20 protein-coding genes and 1 pseudogene are annotated in these 18141 nt (G+C 61.2%); 15 read left to right on the forward strand and 6 right to left on the reverse strand.

Features of this window, described 5'->3' with window-relative positions:
* Positions 1-217 precede the first annotated feature (217 nt).
* Both WG908_RS16535 and WG908_RS06260 read right to left on the reverse strand, forming a co-directional pair.
* Positions 218-427: pseudogene (locus WG908_RS16535) on the reverse strand (phage integrase central domain-containing protein); the annotation flags it as partial.
* Positions 412-564, reverse strand: coding sequence for an Arm DNA-binding domain-containing protein (locus WG908_RS06260; protein ID WP_340185702.1), 153 nt, complete (start codon positions 562-564; stop codon positions 412-414). The pseudogene WG908_RS16535 and the gene WG908_RS06260, both read right to left, overlap by 16 nt.
* A gap of 319 nt (positions 565-883) precedes the next feature.
* Between WG908_RS06260 and WG908_RS06265 the strand changes: the two genes are divergently transcribed.
* The 9 genes from WG908_RS06265 (at position 884) to WG908_RS06305 (ending at position 7026) form a co-directional block, all read left to right on the forward strand.
* Positions 884-2137: a tyrosine-type recombinase/integrase gene (locus WG908_RS06265; RefSeq protein ID WP_340185703.1), complete on the forward strand. Its 1254-nt coding sequence runs from the start codon at positions 884-886 to the stop codon at positions 2135-2137.
* Positions 2134-2748: a hypothetical protein gene (locus WG908_RS06270; protein WP_340185704.1), complete on the forward strand. Its 615-nt coding sequence runs from the start codon at positions 2134-2136 to the stop codon at positions 2746-2748. The genes WG908_RS06265 and WG908_RS06270 overlap by 4 nt, the downstream gene beginning before the upstream one ends.
* A gap of 123 nt (positions 2749-2871) precedes the next feature.
* Entirely contained in the window at positions 2872-3033 is a 162-nt protein-coding gene (locus tag WG908_RS06275) for a helix-turn-helix domain-containing protein (RefSeq protein ID WP_340185705.1), read from the forward strand.
* Positions 3034-3250: 217 nt separating this feature from the next.
* A complete protein-coding gene (locus WG908_RS06280) occupies positions 3251-3454 on the forward strand; it encodes a hypothetical protein (RefSeq protein WP_340185706.1) in 204 nt (67 codons plus the stop codon).
* The gene (locus tag WG908_RS06285) at positions 3447-3770 is read left to right on the forward strand and encodes a hypothetical protein (protein WP_340185707.1); all 324 of its coding nucleotides are present in this window, start codon (positions 3447-3449) and stop codon (positions 3768-3770) included. The genes WG908_RS06280 and WG908_RS06285 overlap by 8 nt, the downstream gene beginning before the upstream one ends.
* Complete coding sequence (locus WG908_RS06290) at positions 3763-4053, forward strand: hypothetical protein (RefSeq protein WP_340185708.1); 291 nt, start codon at positions 3763-3765, stop codon at positions 4051-4053. Before WG908_RS06285 ends, WG908_RS06290 begins: the two co-directional genes overlap by 8 nt.
* A gap of 83 nt (positions 4054-4136) precedes the next feature.
* Complete coding sequence (locus tag WG908_RS06295; RefSeq protein WP_340185709.1) at positions 4137-4952, forward strand: toprim domain-containing protein; 816 nt, start codon at positions 4137-4139, stop codon at positions 4950-4952.
* A 95-nt stretch (positions 4953-5047) separates the two neighbouring features.
* On the forward strand, positions 5048-6511 hold the full coding sequence (locus WG908_RS06300; protein WP_340185710.1) for a DUF3987 domain-containing protein: 1464 nt from the start codon (positions 5048-5050) through the stop codon (positions 6509-6511).
* Between the two features lie 173 nt (positions 6512-6684).
* Complete coding sequence (locus tag WG908_RS06305; protein ID WP_340185711.1) at positions 6685-7026, forward strand: hypothetical protein; 342 nt, start codon at positions 6685-6687, stop codon at positions 7024-7026.
* Positions 7027-7594: 568 nt separating this feature from the next.
* Here WG908_RS06305 and WG908_RS06310 read toward each other — a convergent pair.
* The 3 genes from WG908_RS06310 to WG908_RS06320 form a co-directional block, all read right to left on the reverse strand.
* On the reverse strand, positions 7595-7855 hold the full coding sequence (locus WG908_RS06310) for a hypothetical protein (RefSeq protein WP_340185712.1): 261 nt from the start codon (positions 7853-7855) through the stop codon (positions 7595-7597).
* 429 nt (positions 7856-8284) lie between these two features.
* Positions 8285-8656, reverse strand: coding sequence for a hypothetical protein (locus WG908_RS06315; protein ID WP_340185713.1), 372 nt, complete (start codon positions 8654-8656; stop codon positions 8285-8287).
* A complete protein-coding gene (locus WG908_RS06320; RefSeq protein WP_340185714.1) occupies positions 8653-9312 on the reverse strand; it encodes a hypothetical protein in 660 nt (219 codons plus the stop codon). The genes WG908_RS06315 and WG908_RS06320 overlap by 4 nt, the downstream gene beginning before the upstream one ends.
* A gap of 375 nt (positions 9313-9687) precedes the next feature.
* Here WG908_RS06320 and WG908_RS06325 point away from each other — a divergent pair, with 375 nt between their 5' ends.
* Together WG908_RS06325 and WG908_RS06330 are read left to right on the forward strand one after the other, a co-directional pair.
* Positions 9688-9831, forward strand: a complete 144-nt coding sequence (locus WG908_RS06325) for a hypothetical protein (RefSeq protein WP_340185715.1) — start codon at positions 9688-9690, stop codon at positions 9829-9831.
* A 129-nt stretch (positions 9832-9960) separates the two neighbouring features.
* A complete protein-coding gene (locus WG908_RS06330; RefSeq protein ID WP_340185716.1) occupies positions 9961-10620 on the forward strand; it encodes a hypothetical protein in 660 nt (219 codons plus the stop codon).
* Positions 10621-10665: 45 nt separating this feature from the next.
* Here WG908_RS06330 and WG908_RS06335 read toward each other — a convergent pair whose 3' ends face one another.
* On the reverse strand, positions 10666-11091 hold the full coding sequence (locus WG908_RS06335; RefSeq protein WP_340185717.1) for a thermonuclease family protein: 426 nt from the start codon (positions 11089-11091) through the stop codon (positions 10666-10668).
* 332 nt (positions 11092-11423) lie between these two features.
* Here WG908_RS06335 and WG908_RS06340 point away from each other — a divergent pair, with 332 nt between their 5' ends.
* The 4 genes from WG908_RS06340 to WG908_RS06355 all read left to right on the forward strand — a co-directional run bounded on the left by WG908_RS06340 (position 11424) and on the right by WG908_RS06355 (position 17604).
* Positions 11424-11570 (forward strand): ribbon-helix-helix protein, CopG family, encoded by a 147-nt coding sequence (locus WG908_RS06340; RefSeq protein WP_340185718.1) that lies wholly within the window; start codon positions 11424-11426, stop codon positions 11568-11570.
* Positions 11570-12028, forward strand: a complete 459-nt coding sequence (locus WG908_RS06345; RefSeq protein ID WP_340185719.1) for a hypothetical protein — start codon at positions 11570-11572, stop codon at positions 12026-12028. The genes WG908_RS06340 and WG908_RS06345 overlap by 1 nt, the downstream gene beginning before the upstream one ends.
* Positions 12015-13088 carry a hypothetical protein gene (locus tag WG908_RS06350; RefSeq protein WP_340185720.1) on the forward strand — a complete coding sequence of 358 codons (1074 nt, stop codon included), beginning with the start codon at positions 12015-12017 and terminating at the stop codon, positions 13086-13088. Before WG908_RS06345 ends, WG908_RS06350 begins: the two co-directional genes overlap by 14 nt.
* A 109-nt stretch (positions 13089-13197) precedes the next feature.
* Positions 13198-17604 (forward strand): thermonuclease family protein, encoded by a 4407-nt coding sequence (locus WG908_RS06355; RefSeq protein ID WP_340185721.1) that lies wholly within the window; start codon positions 13198-13200, stop codon positions 17602-17604.
* Positions 17605-18141: the final 537 nt, after the last annotated feature.

Raw genomic sequence — 18141 nt, forward strand, 5'->3', positions numbered from 1 at the left:
ACGGATTCACGGATGGTTGCGTGTCCGGTATGATGGGCATGGGCTATATCGAAGGGCATTCGCGCGATCAGATGCTGCTGCTTCCGGCGTCGGTCTATGATTATGTGGCAGCCGACAACCCGGTGAGGGCCTGAAATGGTTCGACTTTCAGCCCTCAACGCTACAACATCGCGCCATACGGCGTGATATGGCCCATCAGGCCACGCCATCTGCACGCACCCGCCTCTTTCGGGGTCGTGATCGCTGCGCGATGAGTCGTCTTTGGAGCAATCAGCGCTCCACGTAAATCTGAAGCTATGTCTCGTTCAGCCCGGGCAGTCGCAATGGCATAACGAAATACCTGACTGGCCGTCGATCGCGCTCGAGTGGCAGTGTCATAACGCTTGGTCGCTTCAATTTTCTTGAGTGCAATCAGCAATTCATGCGCCAGACTCGGCTCCCGCTAGGCTCGACCAGGAGATAGAGGCCATCGCGGTCGCTCAGTTTGTACGGCTTGTCCTTTGGCTTCGCACGCGACACCCAGGCGGCTGTTAGCCCGGATTTCTGCCGCTTTCCTTCTGGCATGATGGTATTTCCCAACCGCTTGCTTGGGGCCTACCATCAAATCATCCATCATTCGGGTGAGATTTGGCGACACAGCCTCGACTGACTGGGTCAGTATACCAGAAAAAACGGCAGAAAACAGCCATTCGTGGGACGTTCTCGGACGTCGCTGGAAGGGCAAATGGAGGCCCGAGCCAACTTATAACCGGCTTTCGCCACCGTTCGCAGCGTGCCGCATTTCTGCCCCTGTTCCCTCTATGATCGCCTGACTTGTTCCGCATTCGTTCGTTGACGTTCGCCTGGACCCGCGCCATAATGAGGGAACGGATGAGGTTACGTCGTGGGCAAGCTTACTGCGGTTGGAGTTTCAAAGGCGAAGGCCGGGCGACATGCCGATGGCTCTGGCCTGTATCTGCTAGTCAAGCCCACGGGCGGAAGGTCTTGGCTCTTGCGGGTTCAGGTGGCGGGACAGCGCCGGGACATTGGTTTGGGCACAGTAGATGTTTCGGCGCGCAAGCCCTCGGTGCCAGGGCAAAACGATCCGCTGGACCATGTGCCCATCCTGGAGCGACGCCTTCTGTCACTGGCCGAAGCGCGCGAGAAAGCGGCTATCCTGCGCCGCATCGCCAAGTCTGGTCGTGATCCGGTTGCCGAGCGTGACAAGGATCGCCGTAGCAGCAGGACATTTAAGGATGCCGCCGAAGCATATAAAAGCAGCATGGCCGGGACTTGGAGCAAGCAACATGCCGACGCTTTTATCAATTCCCTGACAGAGCATGTGTTTCCCCAGATTGGCGCAAGGGCGGTCGATCAGATTGACGCGGCTGCGATGCGCGATGCGTTGTCGCCGATCTGGACGACCATCCCGGTTATGGCTGGGAAACTACGCCAGCGTATCGCTAGCGTGTTGAACTATTCCAACAGCGAGGGGTGGCGGACGACCGAGGCACCGTTGCGGGCGCTATCCTTCATGCTTGGCGATCGGCCCGCTGGTGGGAATTACCCTGCTATGCCCTTTGATGAGGTGCCCGCGTTCGTCGCTACGCTTCGGGAGGATACCGAGACGATGGGTAAGATGGCGCTCCGATTCCTGATCTTCACTGCGGCTCGGTCGGGCGAGGTGCGCAAGACGACGTGGGCCCATATCGACTTGCCGGGTAAGCTGTGGAACCGCCCTGCGGTACTGATGAAGGGGCGCAAGGCTAAGGCCCACAGCGTCACTCTCAACGACCATGCGGTAGCCGTCTTGGAACGTGTTGCTGTTCTGTCTGGTGACGATCCTGACGAGCTTGTGTTTCCCAGCACCAAGGGGAAGCCGCTCAGCGACATGACCATTTCCAAGATCATGCGTGACAAGGGGCTACCCTATGTTCCGCACGGGTTCCGGTCGTCGTTCCGCGATTGGGCGGCTGAACGTATGCCTGCGATTCCTGATCCGGTGGCGGAGGCCGCACTGGCGCATGTTGTGCCGGACAAGGTGATCGCGGCCTACAAGCGGACGACCTTCCTCGAATTGCGTCGCGACCTGTTGGATGGATGGGGCGAGTTTTTGTCCATGCCGAACAATGTCGTCCGGCTGGCAGAAGTCGGATGACGGCCCCCGATTGGCAAATGGCCCGAAAGGCGCGCCACATTGACCGGTTTGGCCGCCCAAGGGGGGAAAACATCATCATTTACGCGGCTAAGGGATTGATCCCGGCCCGTGCGGCCCATGTAGAAGGTGCCGTGTGGGAAAGGGACGATGCTGGTCGCACCCTGGTTCCGAAGGAATTTTGGCAAGCGACGCTCAGACTCGCAGGTAGCGAATTTCGGAACTGGCCGGGTAACTGCTTTCGTTATCGTGGGGCGGTGGGTGCATCAGGATATCCTAATCCCATTGAAGTGATAGGCGTCGAATTTGATCTCACCGAGGCCCGTAAGTTTTTGGGACTGTCAGGCCCGAAGGCCGAGCCTTCTATTGCCCCCGATACTCTCAAAAGTCGGGGAGGCGCGCCGCGCGAAAGCGAAAAATGGGATGCCGTCGTGGTAGCACTGGTGCGGATGGCAAATGACGGTCGGCTAGATCGCTCTTTGGATAGCCGTTTCAAAACTCGGGCTGCGCTGCGTCAGGCGATCCTTGATGATGTTGCGGTCGCCAGATTGGATGTCAAAGATGAAACAATTAAGCCGTTGATCGCCAAAATATTTCAGGAAATGCTCGGGTAGGTGAAAACTAGGTTTTCACCTGTTTTCACCGGTTAGTACCCCGACGCGCCCGCGATTTGGGAGCAAATAAATCCTCGTTCCGCAGCGGGCCACTGTCCGCCGCCACAGAACGAGGATGGACGCATGACCAAGATTACCGCAACCGTGAAGGAGGCCTGCGAAATGTCGGGCCTGGGCAAAACCAAACTTTATGAGTTGATGAGCGAGGGGAAGCTTGAGACTTCCACCGTTGGCCGTCGCCGGTTGGTGAAGGTTGAAAGCCTTCGCGCCCTAATCGCCGCGTGATCGACCATGGCAACATCGGCAAGGGCCGCGTCGCCCGTTAAGACGCGAAAGGCCTGCACCGCGCCAACGGTGCAGGCCTGCACGAATTATTCCAACAACGACATTCACAATTATAGCCTCTCGGCCCTCAGGCGGCAATGGCTCGACCTGCGCATTCCAGTCGCAGGGTCTTTGGGCGACCTGATCGCCTCCTTGGCTTTCGGGGAGGGGCGCATCGATGACTGACGCTCCCTTTATCGACGCAAGCTCTGCCGCCCTCGCGCTGCTCAACAACGGCGAACGGCTGACCCGCAAGGCCGGGTCCTTTCTCGGCCAGACCGCCGTCGATCCGACGCCGCTCACCCCCGCGCAATCCGAATGGTTGGCGACGCTGCTTGAGCGCGCCGGGCTTCCTCCGATCGCAGGAGACGAACATGAGTGATTATCCTCATCATCCGGGCGCGTACCCGGTCGATACATCGCTGGCCGGGGCGGACTTCATCGCCCCCTCGGTCCCACTGCTCCAACAGAAAATCCTGGGTGTGCTGGCCGATGTCGGCGAACGCGGTGCCACTGGTGATGAGATTGCCGAACGCTTGGGGTGGGAACGCTTTCGCGTTCGCCCACGCACGAGCGAGCTTCGGATCAAGAAATCCATTGTGGACAGCGGCAACCGTCGCCCCAGCCAGGCCGGCGTCGCCTCGATCGTCTGGGTGCTGCCTCAATATGCCCAAGCCGGGGAGATTGCTCATGTGTAAGGTGATCGCCTTCCCCGGTGTGAACCTGGCAGCCCGGATCGCCCGCATTGAACCATCCGGTGATAACGGCATCGTTCATGTCTGGCAGACGGGTCCCGGTCAGTTCGAAATCGGTCACGAAAGCCGGTCGGGTAGCAGTTGGGGGCATTTCGAGACGTTCGACAATCCCGGTGCTGCCGTCGCAGGCGCACATCGTCTCAACCGACGCCTGCTCGGGGGAGAGTGCGAGGTGTTCGTGCCCGCGGCGATCCGGGCGCTCTTGCCGAAAGGCGGTGCAGCATGAAGCGGTCGTTTTCCTATTCCCCCACTGAGCGCCATCGTGATTCCGATATGACCAGCGATGCAATCCCCGACTTCATTGCGGCAATGGAAGCGGCGGGCGTCCGTCCGGTCGAGCCGATCGCTGACCGTCTCGGGGCCGGCCTGGTCCGGTTTGCTTGCGAAGGCGACGGCAAGGGCAAGCTCAACGGCTGGGCCGTTCTACATCTCGACGGTTGCCCTGCTGGCGCGTTTGGCAACTATCGGCTGCAGGTGTCAGAGAAGTGGCGGGCTGGTTCGGTCGAGCGTCTGACGCCAGCGGAGCGGCGCGAACGTGCGGCTCAGTATCGAGCGGAGCGGGATCGGCGGGAAGCCATCAAACTTGCCGAACATCAGGAATCGGCGGAGCGGTGCCGGATGCGATGGGACAATGCTAGTCCTGCCGACCCGGCGCATCCCTATCTCGTGAGGAAGCATGTCGCTGGGGAGGGCATCAGGCAGAACGGCAATCGCCTGCTTGTCCCGATGTTCGACGCGGACGGGGCGCTGTGGAATCTCCAGGCTATTGCACCTAATGGCTCCAAGCGCTTCACTAAGGGTGGTCGCCAGCGGGGCTTGTCCTGCCTGATCGGCCAGCCCGACGCGGTGCTGATGATCGGTGAGGGCTTTGCCACCTGCGCTGCGGCGCGCCGGGCAACTGGTCATGCGGTTGCGATGGCATTCAGCGCCAAGAACCTGACGCCCACGGCGCTGACGATGCAGGCGGCCTATCCGGATTGTGATCTGGTGATCCTCGCCGACGACGATGCGCACCTGATCGACCATCCGACAATTAAAATGAACGTGGGGCTGGAAGCTGCTCGCGCCGCTGCACTGGCAGTTGGCGGGTGCGTTGCTGTGCCGCCTCGGGAGGCAACCATATGACCAAGACAGCTACAGCTCGCGATTTCGCCGATGTCGGTGACGATAGCGCAATCCGCTCCGCGATCGGCGGAGCGAAGGCCCCGGTAATTTCCCTGATGCCCGACATGGATGTTTTGCGCGCCGGTCGTCGGCCTGCCGTCCCCATGCCATCCGACCTGTTCGGCGGTGCGTGGCAGTTGGTGTGTGACGTTGCGGAAGGATCGGGCGCGCCGGTCGATTATGCTGCCATAGGTTTCATATCCTCCTGTGCCAGCCTGATCGGGGGCAAGCGGCGCGTCCGTCCCTACAAGGAAAGTCCGTGGTCGGAACCGTGTATCCTCTGGATGGGCGCGGTCGGCGATCCGTCCTCCAAGAAGTCCCCGGCGCTCGACGCGATCACGGGGCCGCTGCGTGCGATCGAGGCCGACCATGCCGTCAATCATCAAACGCGGATGCTTGGCCATTACGCCGATGTTGAGCGCGCGAAGGTTGAAAAGCAGGCTTGGCAGAAAGCAGTAGAAGGTGCCCATAAGGAGGGGTTGGGTACGCCGTCGATGCCAGAGGCGGCGGAAGAGCCGGATGAGCCTCAGCGCCGTCGAACGATGATCATGGATGCCACGCCCGAAGCCGTGGGGGCGATCCTTGCTGCCAATCCGGTAGGCACCTTGCATTTTCGCGACGAGTTGGCGGGCTGGTTGACAAGCTTCGACCGCTATTCGCCGGGGGGGCGTGAGTTTTGGCTGGAGGCCTATGGTGGGCGCTCCTTCGTGATCGACCGCAAGGGCACCAAAACGGCCTTGTCGATCCCGTTCAACGGCGTCTCGGTTCTGGGCGGTATTCAACCCGAGAAGATGGCGGCCGCGCTGCTCGGCACAGTCGATGATGGTCTGGTCGCGCGCTTCCTGTGGGCCTGGCCCGAGCCAGCTCCCTTTCGCCGGCCGCGCCAGTTGGCAGATATCGGCAACCTGGAAGCGATCTATCGCCGCCTCGATGGCTTGATGTGGGGCAACGACATGGCGGGTGGAAACGTCGCGATCACGATACCGCTCACGCCGGAAGCCTCTGACATATTTGAGGCGTGGGGGCGATCAAACAGCCGGGGCGTGGAGGACGCGGGTGCGCTGTACAAATCTTTCTGCGGCAAGCTGGAAGGTGCCGTGCTGCGTCTCGCCCTCACGGCAGAATTGATGGGCTGGGCTGTGTCGGGCCAAGGCGACGAGCCCAAGGCGGTGACGGCCCGCACTCTCGCCGCCGCAGCCGAATGGGTGGATGACTATGCTAAACCCATGGCGCAGCGCGTCTATGGCGATGCATCCCTCCCCGTGGTCGAGCGTGATGCCTCGATCCTGGCCCGCTATATCCTCAAGAACCGTTTCGACAGGATCAACAAGCGCGACCTGAAACGCTCTCCCCACAAGTCGCATCTGCCGACCATGCGTGCGGCTGGCCCCATGGATGAGGCGATCCTGTACCTATGTGATGCGGGGTGGCTAATCGACATCGGCTCGCGGGAGAGTGGCAGCGGTGGGCGCAAGAGCGGCGATTATCTGGTTAACCCTGCAATCTACGGAGGCTCGTAATGGGACGATGGTTGGACCTCGCGGAACAGATGCAAACGGGCAAGGGGGGTGAGGACAATAGGGACGATAGGGACGATAGGGACGATAGGGCTTCCAGAGCGGCTAATGTCCCTATTGTCCCTAACGTCCCCGCTTCTGATCCGCGTGAACTGCTTGATCAGTGGGAGGCAGGCGTGGCCTCGCTCGATCCGGACAAGCCGCTCGGTGGATATGATCGCGACCGCTGGTGCCGGATTGTCCGCGACTGCGACAACCTTGTAGCCGACTTCGGAAAAAGCGCCGCGGCGATGGGGTGGTCTTCGCTCGATCTGTTCGGGTTTCCCGCGCAGGGCGTCGCCGGGGTCAATCTTGGGGGGCTGGCCTGGCAGGTCGATGGTGGCCGGGTCATCTGCATGGACGAAAACTGCGCGACGTATCGGCTGGCATTCGCCGACGCGACGACGCGCTTTGCTCGGGGCTGGATAGGGTGCGTGGGCGAGTCATTCGTCCCCGTGTGGGAGTTGGCTTACCAATAAAATAACGGAAAAAAACTCAGAAGCCGCGCATCTTACGCGGATTTTGTGAGATCTGCTCCGTTGAGCAATAAGGCAGAATTGGGCAGCAATACGCGCGCGGCGTAAAATGGACAGCCTAAAATAGGCCTGAATAGGGGTATGGCCCCCGTGCGGGCCGTCAGTGTTCTAAAGTAGAGCCGTATAGAGTCCTCCATAAGGAGAAATCCCTCCGACTTCAGTCGGATACTGGATTCAGCCCCTTACCATGATCCTGCCGGCGTCGGCTGGTCAGTCCTTCATACGGCGGTGGCAGGATGCGAGGCCACAAGCACAACCGACCCAATTCAGGATTATGCGTCAAGAGGTGTGGAGAACGCAGATTGCGGCATTTGAAAAACAACCGACATCAATCAAACGTCAGTCGCGGGTTATGGCCACTATGCGCTCCTGGTCGGGCGGGCAGGGGGCTAGCATCCAATGAATGAAGAAAGCCCCGGTCCTTTCGAACCGGGGCACTTTGCAGGCCTGATGACCCAGGCAGCAGCCTATTCGCCTTCGCTGCCATGTCCCAAATATTGGCAGTCAGAGACTAACTGGTGGCGCAGCCGTCATCGCCGGCCATACATCGGTCCTCGCTGTCGTCCTCATCGGGATCGGCGATCGGACAACCTGCATAGCCCAGCCAGAGGGCATTCTGTGGGTGGAAATCATCCTCCCCCAGCAGGCCGTCTAGTTCTTCGCCATCAGGCTCCACGTCGGGATCGCCGTCGATGTTGTCTATACGGTCGATTGCGTGCTGTACTAGGCGCGCTAACGCCGGTCGCGGCAAGGATGGGATTACCGCCAGCATTCCTTCCAGCGAGCCGCCAGCAGCGGCGCGGCGGCGGTCGCGTGTTCGCCTCCAGGCCCGCTCGTGGCGAGGGTGGCGGCGTGCCATTGTGGGAGCATGGCTAGCCATTTGTCCGCCCTCCGTCCAACTGGTCAAGCAAGCAGACGATCCGATCGCGTGTCCCTTGTCTGATCCTGCGCCCCGCCCGAAGCTGGAAGATGAGGTTAGGATCGCTGGCGGCTTCGCGCCCGAACCTGGTTTCGGTGAGGCCGTGGGCGTCGATTGCACGACCGATGCGGGGCAACAGGTCGGTTGCTGGTGCAGAGCCTCCAGTCGGCATCGCCAGGCGGTTCTGGGGGCGCGCAGGCGTAAAACGCAGGGACAGGATAGGCTTGCGCCGCCTCGGGGCTGGCACGTAGGCCAGTGCTGCATAGTTCTGGCGATAGGCGATCATGACAGCGCCTCCCAGTTCTTGCCCGGCAGACAGCGCGCGAAGTTGTCCAATACCGTTGCCGCCCCCTGATTGCCGTTCAGCGAGGCGACCTGCATCGTCCGGTGTATGGCTTGTTGCTTGTCGTGGGGCAGCTGGACGAGGACCGACAGGACGAGGGCCATGATGGCGTCGGGACTGGGTGCCCCGCCCTCCGGCGACGGCTTGGTGACGCTGGCGACGTTTTCCGGGATGGCGTCCCCCCGCAGCAGCATTCGGGTCAACGAGACATTGCCCATCGCCTCCATGCTGTTGGACTTGCGGACCCGGCCCTTGTTGACCTTTGGCATGGTTATGACCGATGCCCTGCTCATAGCGGCGGTCATGCTCATGCCCTCTCGCTCAGGCGTCGAACGTCATCAAAAAACGGCTCGACATAGGACAGGGCGTAGGACGGCGTTGAGTCCCCGCATGCGGTTGGACCAAACAGCATGTCTAGCTTCCACAGCATCGCCTGCCTATGGGGCGCAGGAATAGAGAGCATATGGTCCATGGCGAGATATTCCGCCTCGTCCAAAGCCTCCTGCCGGTCGAAAGCAACCGTGAAGCCGGTTGCCTCATCGGCGCGGCGAAAGGTGTCCCGGAAAGCGGCGATGGAATCCAAGTCCTCGCGCATCCCCTGCCGTGCTCGCTCGCCATTCCACCATTTCCCTTCGCCAGCGAGGAAGTCGAGCCAGGTCTTCTCCAGATCCATGTCATGGGCGACAAAACTGGCGGGCTGCCCGGCGAAGCTGAGCGGTTGCAGTTTGATCGACTCCAGGGGTGGCTTGATGGCCTGAAAGGCGTCGGCAGCGCGATCCATGATCGGTTGATGCGCGTTGGCTGCGGCCTTGGCGCGCTGGTATGCGAGCATTGCTGTTTCCCATTCAGCAGTGCTTGCGGGCACGGTCCCGGCGACGCTCTGGGCGACGGCAGGGATGGCAATCATGGTGGGTATTGTGGCGAGCGCGCGCATGACAGCGCGACGCGAAGTTGCTACTTCGTGCATAGCTTCAGTCCCTCTACAGCAGGGGTTGCGGTTAGGCCTGGGGGAAAGCTCGTAACTTTCCTTCAGGTCGCTACCGTGTTATCACGTCCACAATGAGCAAGCAAGATACTGTGATAACAAAGAAGCGAAAAGGCCCTGTCCCAACGGGAAAGGGCGTTCTCGTGGGCGTCCGCCTGCAACCCGCCGACCTCGCAGCCCTGGACGCGTGGATCGCGGCGCAGGGCGATCAGCCATCGCGGCCTGAGGCGGTTCGCACACTTATGCGCCTGGGAATGACGGCGCAGGCTACGTGAGCCAATTCTCGTTATATTCGATTGAGCATCGAGCGGAGCAAGATTCGGGAGACGCGTAAGTGGCCGAGGCAAAAAACAAGGCATGGATCTGGGGCTCAATGCGCCGCTGGAAGAACTGTATCAGTTCGATCGTCCCTATCCGGCTGAGCGGATGCTGGTGGATGCGACTCTAAACCTATGGGCCAAGAAGCCGGAGCTTCCGCCGAACACGGATATTCTGATCTAGCAACTTGTTTGGCGCGCCATAACACCCAAGATGTCAGCGCTGAAAATCGAATGCGTACATTGACTTGTTAATAGTTTCGCTCCCATCTGCAACGATCGGCACGGGGTTGCTGATTCTTTGGGGGGTTCCATGAAAGTATTTTCCAGCGCCATTCTGGGCGCTTCTCTGTTCGCCTGCTCGTCCGGCGCGCAGGCTCAGTCGACCGTGGCAACGGCTAGCGGGCCGGTCGCAACCATCGTGGTAACGCCTGCCGGAAACGTCCTTCGTTCGGGTACGCAGATCAGTCTGCGCACGAGCGAGCCGCTGACAACCGAAGGCAAGAAGCTTCGCATCGGCCAGCGTATCCAGCTCGAAACAGCAGAAGCGGTCTCGCTAAACGGACAGGTTGTGATCCCCGCGGGAAGCCCCGCGATTGGGGAAGTTACGGACGTGCGCAACAAGGGCATGTGGGGGAAATCCGGCCGCATCAACGCACGGGTTCTGTCTGTTCGTGCAAATGGCGTTCAGATCAGGCTGACCGGCCAGTTTGATGATAAGGGCACGACCGGAACAGCCGGCGTGGTCGCGGCGATTGCGTTCATCCCCATTGCTGGCTTCGTCACGACCGGGACAAGCGCGAAAATACCGCTCGGCTCGCCTGTGACCGGCTTCCTTGACGAGGATATCACCGTGGCGTTCGCTGCGACTCCCGCCGCCCCGACGATGGTCGTACCATCAGCCGCGCCCATCACGCCGAAGCCGACCACCGCTTCTCTAGTGGACCCCTCGCTGGTGATCAGCGCTAAGTAATTCGCACCGAGCGGGCGGCGGCAGCTGAAAGTCGCCCGCTCCACCTCACGAGCGGCAGCGCTTCCCGGCGTAGCGATCCCACCTGAGCACGACGCCCGTTCGGCTCATCGCACAATTTAGATTGCCCACGCCCGGCAAGTCGCACCACGCACCTGTTCTGTCGCCATGGGCAGGGCCGTTTGACACGCAGCGCATGGCAGGCGCGGCCACTAAGACATGGCCGGTGCGCGCTTCGCCTTTCGCCCCTCCCAAATACCGCACCAGTCGATCGCGCGCCTCGATCCCGCTTGCCTTCGGACAGGGATGTCCGGGTTTGCATGTGCCATCGATTTCGCGCGCCGCGATTCCAGCCAATCTGATCTTGGGTCCTTCCGCGCACCATATTGGCCCGTCTCCATCCCAAACGCGAATTGGCGTGCAACTGAACGATTGACCCGAGACGATGACGGCTGCGGCAAGGGCTAAGAGCATTACGAGATAAATCCTATCTGACGGGAAGTTGATCGACCTGCGCCGGTGTCGCGCGCGCATTCTTCGTTCGAGGGAGAGGCGCATGCTACGAGTCGCGGGGCTGACGCTATTGCTGACAATCGGATCGGCTTCACCTGTTTGTTACGGGCAACCATGCTGCAAGATATGTCACGCCGGGGAAGCGTGCGGCAACACCTGTATCGCGAGACAACGTCCGCCGTACACCTGGCGGCTGTGCCTGCAACGGCTAGAGCAGTCCATCCTGAATTGAGCGAATATCCTTGGTGCGGTATTCCAAAAGTGGTATTATGATACCTGTCAGGAGGCTGCTTATGTGTGATCATGTCCACAACAGCGCTGTTCGTTTTCGGGTCAATGATGCGCTGCTGGCAGCGGCAACGGCCAAGGCTCGCCGGGAAGGCATGAGTCTGTCCGAACTGCTGCGCCATGCCGTGCGCAACGAATTGCGCGACGCGTGATGAACGTGGTGTCCCTCCCAATTGACGCGAACGCTGCGATTGGCGTTGATCTGTCCAACGCCATCCGCTCGGCGGCGGCAGGCGACATCGCTGTGCAACGCCAGATGCGCGATGATTGCCTGGAAACCATGAGGCGCAGCATCGCACAGGGCTCAATAGCGGAAGCTCACGCATATGCACTTGAAGCGATGTTCTGGGCGCGGTTGGTCGCCAGTCACGGCACGGACGACGACGCCATGCTCCTGGCCGCTACGCTTGCCTATCTCGCTGAGTTTTGGGGATTCGATCAGGAGGATGCGCCGCTTGGAAATGACATGCTGAGCGAAGCGTTTTCGATCATTGATCGTGTTGCCTCCAATGGCAGTGAGGATGCGGCGTGCGCGCTCAACTTTATAGCGGGCGAGGTCGCGCCCCATATCCTCAAGCATGCAAGGGAGATGGTCGATGTTGGATGTTAAAGCAGGGCGTCACGGCCTATTCGATCCACCTCCCTACTACGGCACACCGGGTATTGGCGATGACTTGCCTCGGGCACAGCGCCAGAGCATCCCGACCGGCTTTTTCGGCAAAGGGGTAAGCGGTTCCCTTGCGCGTTCCACGGCGGGCGCAGACATCGGATCGGATGAAGGCCCTGCGCCTGTTTCACTGATGCCGTTGCATGCCGAGCTTCAGCGGCCCGGCATGCCGTCTGTGCAACCCGTCGATGCTTCGCTAACCAAGGGCGAAGGCTTCTTTTCGTCGCAGGGCGGTTGGCGTGATCTCGTCGGGGCAATTAGTGATGGTTTGGCTGGCGCTGCTGGCATGCAACCGACCTACGGCCCTGCCAAAATGCGCCAACGCCAGCAGCAGTCGGAATGGGAGCGGCAGGATTCTATCCGTCAGCAAGACCGGCAGTGGCAAACCGACGATCGCGACTGGAAGGCCAAGCAGCCGGACTATTTCAATTCGGGCAAGGATCGTGTGTCGTTCAATCCGACCACTGGGGAAGCTAAGGTCGTCTATGATGCGCCTGAAGATTTCCAGATCTATGCCGACCTGCTTGGCCTAGCGCCGGGCACCGACGAATATGACGCGGCGGTGCAGGATTATGTCCTGAGGTCCTACGGCCCGACTGCGCAGGATGGCCGCGTCGATCTGGAAAACGTGAGGCAGGAAAATCGCGTAGGGTTGGAGGGTGTCAGGCAGGGTAACCGGATGGCTCTTCGGCAGACGCCTACCTATAGCAACCTGCTTCCTCGCGCCCCGGCTGGTGGCGGGGGCGGCGGCGGAGGTGGTCGTCCCCCGCGCACTACCGGGAATGTCTATGCGCCGATCCTTGCAAAAATGGCTGCTGGTCAGACGCTCACGCCTGCCGAACAGAAGGTGATGTCCTTCTATGGGCGTGGTGGGCGAAGCGGCAGGGGCGGCACCGGGGCGGGCACTGTCGGCCTGCCCGTCATGAAAACGCCGGGTGAAGCAAACCGACTACCAAAGGGGACGAGATACCGCACGCCCGATGGTAAAGTGATGGAGCGCTAAGATGGCAGGGGAACAATGGCCCGGCACCCTCTCGCCGGAGTCTCCGGCGGGGGCCGAGTGGCCGGGACGGGAAGATGCGCAGAGCACTATCGCGATACCACCGCCTGGCATGTTCGGAAAGGTCAGCAAGGCTGGCTCGGCTTCCTTGAAAGCCACGGGCCAAGCCCACGACGGCGACACTTTCCGTCTGAACACGGGCCAGAATGCCCGGCTCTACGGCGTCGATGCCTTTGAGCTGGATCAGGAGGGGCGTAAGGGCGGTCAGATGCTCCCGCTCGGCCGCGACGCCCGCGATTACCTTGAGGCCAACATCAGCCCCTCAAGCAACGTCGAAGCGACGGGGGGCTTTACCTATGGTCGCCCTGTAACGTCTCTTGAAACGCGCGGTAACGATGTGGCGAGGGGACTGATCTATACCGGCAATGGGCTGGCAGCGCCGCAGTATCTCCAGGGTGATGCCCGGCTGGGCGCGTATATGGAGACGGAACGGCTCGCGCGCCTCAATCGCCGCGGCGCTCACGCCAGCCAGTTTCAGGACCCCGCCGACCATCGCGCGGGAAAGCCTGACCCCTGGGCGCAGGCGCAGCTCGGCGAATATGGCAATGCGGACGCGCTGTTCTTCGATGATGCCACGCCGTTTCAAGGCCTTCGCCCGGAGATCGCGAAGGGCTATCTGGCTGTCGTGTCGGACCCCTCCAGCACGGCGGAAGACATCAAGGCCTATGCCGCGCGCAATGGCTTCCAGATTGATGAAAGCGACATCGCCGATTTCCTTTCGGATCGGGCGAAGCCAGGCGTCACAGTAGAACAGTCGATCCCCTACAAACAGCTTCCCCGCGTCATTACTGATCCGGGGGACGGTATTGTGGGCGCTGCGGGGCGCGGGCTCGCGGACCCGATCAACATGCTGGACGAAATGGGCGGGCTGGTGGACTCGCTTGGGCTGACGGAAGGCCGGGAAAATATCTGGGATAGCGATCGACGCTTTGGCGATGTCCTCTGGAACAACATCGACCAGAACCGGGCTATCCTCGCTTATGATGACCAAAATCATCCTGTTGCCCGTTTCGGCGGTCAGCTTGCCAGCGGGCTCGCAATTCCCGGCGCATCGATGCAGGGCGTCGGCCTGGCTGCGGCGCGGAAGGTCCTTCAGGCGGGTGGCACGCGCCTTGCTGCCAAAGAGGCGGCGGAAGCGGCGGTCAGATCGCGACTTGCTTCTGGTGGTGCTGTGGAAGGCGGGCTGGCGGGGTTCGGGGCGGGCGAGGGCAGTTCGCTGGACCGTCTTCCCGGTGCTGGCGTCGGCGCGGCCGCGGGCGGAGCGCTGGGCTATGGTTCGGCGGCGCTGACCCAGGCGCTCGGGCCGGTGGGGCGTTCCGCCATCGATCGCGTTCGGGGTCGTAAGGCGACTGAGACGGTGCTGGATCAGGCTCCGGGACTGGGCGTGGATGAGACGGTTGGTGCGGTGCCTGTGCGGGGCTTGGAGGCTCCCTCGGCCACACCTCCGCATCTGTTGGAAATGGCCAGCGCAGGCGCAGATGTGGTGCCCTCGATCTCGTCACCGCGCGTCGTGGATCGGATCAACGATCGTGCCCGCCCTATGCTTGATCCCGCTAGCGATATGCAGCGCATGGCGCGGGCGGAGCGTGTGCACCCAACTGATGTGCTGCCGCTCCCTTCAAATGTGGTTGCGTCGATCGATGAGGCTGTGGGCATTGCCAAGGGCATGTATGCCCCGGTCAAGCCGCTGAACGAAGCGGATGAGCTTGCAGCCCGTTCCGTCCCGTCTCCCGTGGATAGCACGCGCACCCTGCCCAAGCGGGGGCCGCTCGACCTGCTGACGTTCCTGCGCACCAGGGGTGGCATGATCGACCAGCGCGGAGAGTTACGCGCCATGGGCATCGACAACGCCGGGCGCGACCTCGACTTTGCCAAGGGTGAACAGCGCTTTGGCAAACTGGTTGATGATGAGCGCGGAATGACACTGGAAGATGCGGCGCGGGTAGCGTGGGAGGAAGGCTATTTCCCCGACCATGTGGAGCGGCCAACGATCTCTGAGTTTCTGGACACCGTAAACAATACGAACAGGGGCGTAAGCCGCGCCTTCCGGCCCGACGACCTCGAGGAAGTGGATGCATTCAATGCCGCGCGTGGTCAGCGTCTTTCCGTGGAGAAGGCCCGCGATGATGGCGCGCCCCTTGTGGCGGATCGCAGCGAACCTGCAACGCTGGATGACATCGAAGCCAATGCGCCGCCCGTGTCGGCATATGAAGAATGGGGCGAGAACGCGCCTGACTTTGCGGGGAATATCCGCCTCGGCAATCTGGACAGTCCTCAGAACATCAAGCGCGCGCTGGCCGTCACCGATCAGCGCGCCGGGGGTTTCGACGCTGCACGGCGCGGGCGCATCCGGCAGGCAGAGACGCAATCGCTGGCCGATGATCTGGGCATGACCCCTGCGCAGCTTCTGTCCCGGCGCAAGGGTCAGGCGTTCAATGCGGAAGAGGCGCTAGCCGCCCGGCAGATACTCGCGAAGTCCGGCAATGAGCTGGTCAACATCGCCCGTCGGCTTCAGCGCGAAGAGCGGCCAGGGGACGAGGCCTTGGCTGCGTTCCGCCAAGCATGGGTTCGCCATGTCGCCATCCAGGAGCAGATCGCCGGGGCGACGGCAGAGGCGGGACGGGCACTGGCGCAGTTCCGGATGATGGCTGATGGTCGGCGGGTCCGGGGCAGTGTGCTGTCGAGCCTGCTGGAAGGATCGGGCGGCGGTGATCGGCTGAAGAAGGCCGCTGACATTATCATTGAGCATAGCGACACGCTGGGAAGGATGAACCGCCAAGCTGAGAAGATGATGCGGCCCAAGTGGCTCGACAAGGTGAATGAATACTGGATCAATAGCCTGCTCTCCGGCCCGCAAACGCATGTGGTCAATTTGCTTTCGAACACGATGACGGGTTTGGCGCAGATTCCCGAACATGCCCTCGCGGCGGGTATTGGCGGCGTTCGGAATGCGGCCGGGCGCGGCAAAGTTGTGGACCGGGTGTTGTTCTCCGAACTGGGCGCGCGATCGATTGGCTTGTTACAGGGGGCCCGGGAGGGGCTGCGGCAGGCAGGGCGAACTTTCCGCACCGGTGAATCCTCTGACTTTGGCGGCAAGGTTGAGACCCGCACGCAAGACGCGATAGGCGGGGTTGCGGGTAAGGTGATCCGGACACCCACGCGCTTGCTGTCGGCATCGGACGAACTGTTCAAGGGAATGGCACGCCGGATGGAACTGGCAGGGCTGTCGATCAGGAAGGCAGATGCCGAAGGCCTGACCGGGGAGGAGGCTAAGCTGCGCGCAGGCGAGCTACTGGCCAATCCCACCGATGAAATGCTGGATCAGGCTTTCGATTATGGCCGTTACGTCACGTTCCAGCGCCCGCTTGGTTCATTCGGTCGGTTTGTTTCCGCAGCAACGAACAGCGCGCCGGGGCTGAAGTTCGTTATTCCCTTTGTCCGGACGCCGACCAATCTTTTGAAGTTCGCGATCGAGCGTTCGCCCGCCGCGCCGCTGCTCGGTGAAGTCAGGGCTGAGTTCAAAGCCGGGGGAGCGCGCCGCGATCTGGCATTGGCGCGCGTGATGGCCGGGACCGGCGTTGGCGCGCTTGTGGCTCAACTTGCTTCGCAGGGGCTCGTGACCGGCGACGGTCCCGCTGACGAGAAAGCCAGGGCGCTGCTCCAAGCTGATGGATGGCAACCCTACAGCATCAAAATCGGCAACAAGTATATCAGCTATCAGCGGCTTGATCCGTTCGCGACCACCATGGGTGTTGCGGCCAATCTGGTCGACTTGCAGAGCCATATGACCGAGAAGCAGCAGGAGGACATCGCTACTTTGCTGGTTGCGTCCGTCATCAAGAACATGTCGGATAAGACCTGGCTGTCTGGATTGAGCGATGCGATCGAGGCGGCCAAAGAGCCTGAGCGGTCTGCTGGAACCTTCATTAAAAAGCTGGTCGCGTCCGCTACGGTCCCAGCCGGGATCGCGCAGGTCGCTCGCACCGTTGATCCGACGTTGCGGGAGGCCGAGGGCATTCTAAATGCTGTTCGCGCTCGCATTCCCGGCATGTCGAAGTCATTGCCGCCTCGCCGCGATATGTGGGGACAGCCGATTACGGGGGAGGGCGGGCTAGGCCCGGACATCCTGTCGCCTATCTGGCAGTCGACGCGCGGAAATGGTGCCGTCAATAACGCGCTACTCGATCAGGGCTTGCGGGTGCCGGGGTTCGCGCGCTCCAAGGACATGACGGCGCAGCAATACGGGCAGTTCAGGGAGGAAGCGGGAGCGCTCAGCTACAACGGAATCCAGCAGTTAGTTGGTTCGCCGGGCTGGACCGAGTTGCCGCTAGAAGATCGGCAGGCAGAAATTGACGGGCTGGTGAGGGTGTCGCGCAAACAGGCCAAGACCGGGCTGTTCGGTCATGTGGCCACGTCAAAGGCAGAGGGCGCGGCCTGGCCGGGCGTTCCGGTTCAATAGCCATTCGATACGGTGCTGGAATGTTCGCGATGGCAGCCATCAGGCCGGCCATCGTGGTTGGGTCCACCATGAGAGAGGGGCATCGGGAGGGTGATCCGCAAGGAGGCTAAGGGAACGTGCTGGCGGGGCAGCCTTGATTTTACCCATCTAGGAGCGGACCAGGTATTTCTAAATGTCTTGGATTAATGCGGCTCGCTAACATTCTCGGAATGTCATTTTGTTATATTGGCGGTCAGCAGTCCGAAACCGTTGCAGGTCGCAGGGTGCGCCTTACCCTGCTCGTATGACACGATGAGGAAACTCGTAGCCTCGCATTCTATATCCATTCCAGTCAGTTTCACTGTCTAACCGACGTTTGGCATCATGGGATAATTGTTTCAGTTTTTCAGCATCTTGCTGCGCCTGACGGAGGAATGTCTGGTCAGCCATTTCTGTCTCCCTGAGGCTATTCAACTATGTCGCCCTTATGAATCATCGACGCTAATTCCGCAACCCAGCCCGAGAGATTTTCCTCTAAGCCAAAATTGCTAACGCCTA

It is taken from the genome of Sphingobium anseongense, assembly GCF_037725245.1.
Classification (GTDB): domain Bacteria; phylum Pseudomonadota; class Alphaproteobacteria; order Sphingomonadales; family Sphingomonadaceae; genus Sphingobium.

Bases quoted from the DNA above. Each gene is read 5' to 3' on its own strand.
- WG908_RS06345 (WP_340185719.1), top strand. From the start codon at position 11,570: ATGAACGTGGTGTCCCTCCCAATTGACGCGAACGCTGCGATTGGCGTT.
- WG908_RS06295 (WP_340185709.1), top strand. From the start codon at position 4,137: ATGGAAGCGGCGGGCGTCCGTCCGGTCGAGCCGATCGCTGACCGTCTC.
- WG908_RS06315 (WP_340185713.1), bottom strand. From the start codon at position 8,656: ATGAGCATGACCGCCGCTATGAGCAGGGCATCGGTCATAACCATGCCA.
- WG908_RS06275 (WP_340185705.1), top strand. From the start codon at position 2,872: ATGACCAAGATTACCGCAACCGTGAAGGAGGCCTGCGAAATGTCGGGC.
- WG908_RS06330 (WP_340185716.1), top strand. From the start codon at position 9,961: ATGAAAGTATTTTCCAGCGCCATTCTGGGCGCTTCTCTGTTCGCCTGC.
- WG908_RS06310 (WP_340185712.1), bottom strand. From the start codon at position 7,855: ATGCTGGCGGTAATCCCATCCTTGCCGCGACCGGCGTTAGCGCGCCTA.
- WG908_RS06270 (WP_340185704.1), top strand. From the start codon at position 2,134: ATGACGGCCCCCGATTGGCAAATGGCCCGAAAGGCGCGCCACATTGAC.
- WG908_RS06280 (WP_340185706.1), top strand. From the start codon at position 3,251: ATGACTGACGCTCCCTTTATCGACGCAAGCTCTGCCGCCCTCGCGCTG.
- WG908_RS06355 (WP_340185721.1), top strand. From the start codon at position 13,198: ATGTTCGGAAAGGTCAGCAAGGCTGGCTCGGCTTCCTTGAAAGCCACG.
- WG908_RS06290 (WP_340185708.1), top strand. From the start codon at position 3,763: ATGTGTAAGGTGATCGCCTTCCCCGGTGTGAACCTGGCAGCCCGGATC.
- WG908_RS06300 (WP_340185710.1), top strand. From the start codon at position 5,048: ATGCCCGACATGGATGTTTTGCGCGCCGGTCGTCGGCCTGCCGTCCCC.
- WG908_RS06350 (WP_340185720.1), top strand. From the start codon at position 12,015: ATGTTGGATGTTAAAGCAGGGCGTCACGGCCTATTCGATCCACCTCCC.
- WG908_RS06260 (WP_340185702.1), bottom strand. From the start codon at position 564: ATGCCAGAAGGAAAGCGGCAGAAATCCGGGCTAACAGCCGCCTGGGTG.
- WG908_RS06340 (WP_340185718.1), top strand. From the start codon at position 11,424: ATGTGTGATCATGTCCACAACAGCGCTGTTCGTTTTCGGGTCAATGAT.
- WG908_RS06325 (WP_340185715.1), top strand. From the start codon at position 9,688: ATGGATCTGGGGCTCAATGCGCCGCTGGAAGAACTGTATCAGTTCGAT.
- WG908_RS06335 (WP_340185717.1), bottom strand. From the start codon at position 11,091: ATGCTCTTAGCCCTTGCCGCAGCCGTCATCGTCTCGGGTCAATCGTTC.
- WG908_RS06320 (WP_340185714.1), bottom strand. From the start codon at position 9,312: ATGCACGAAGTAGCAACTTCGCGTCGCGCTGTCATGCGCGCGCTCGCC.
- WG908_RS06285 (WP_340185707.1), top strand. From the start codon at position 3,447: ATGAGTGATTATCCTCATCATCCGGGCGCGTACCCGGTCGATACATCG.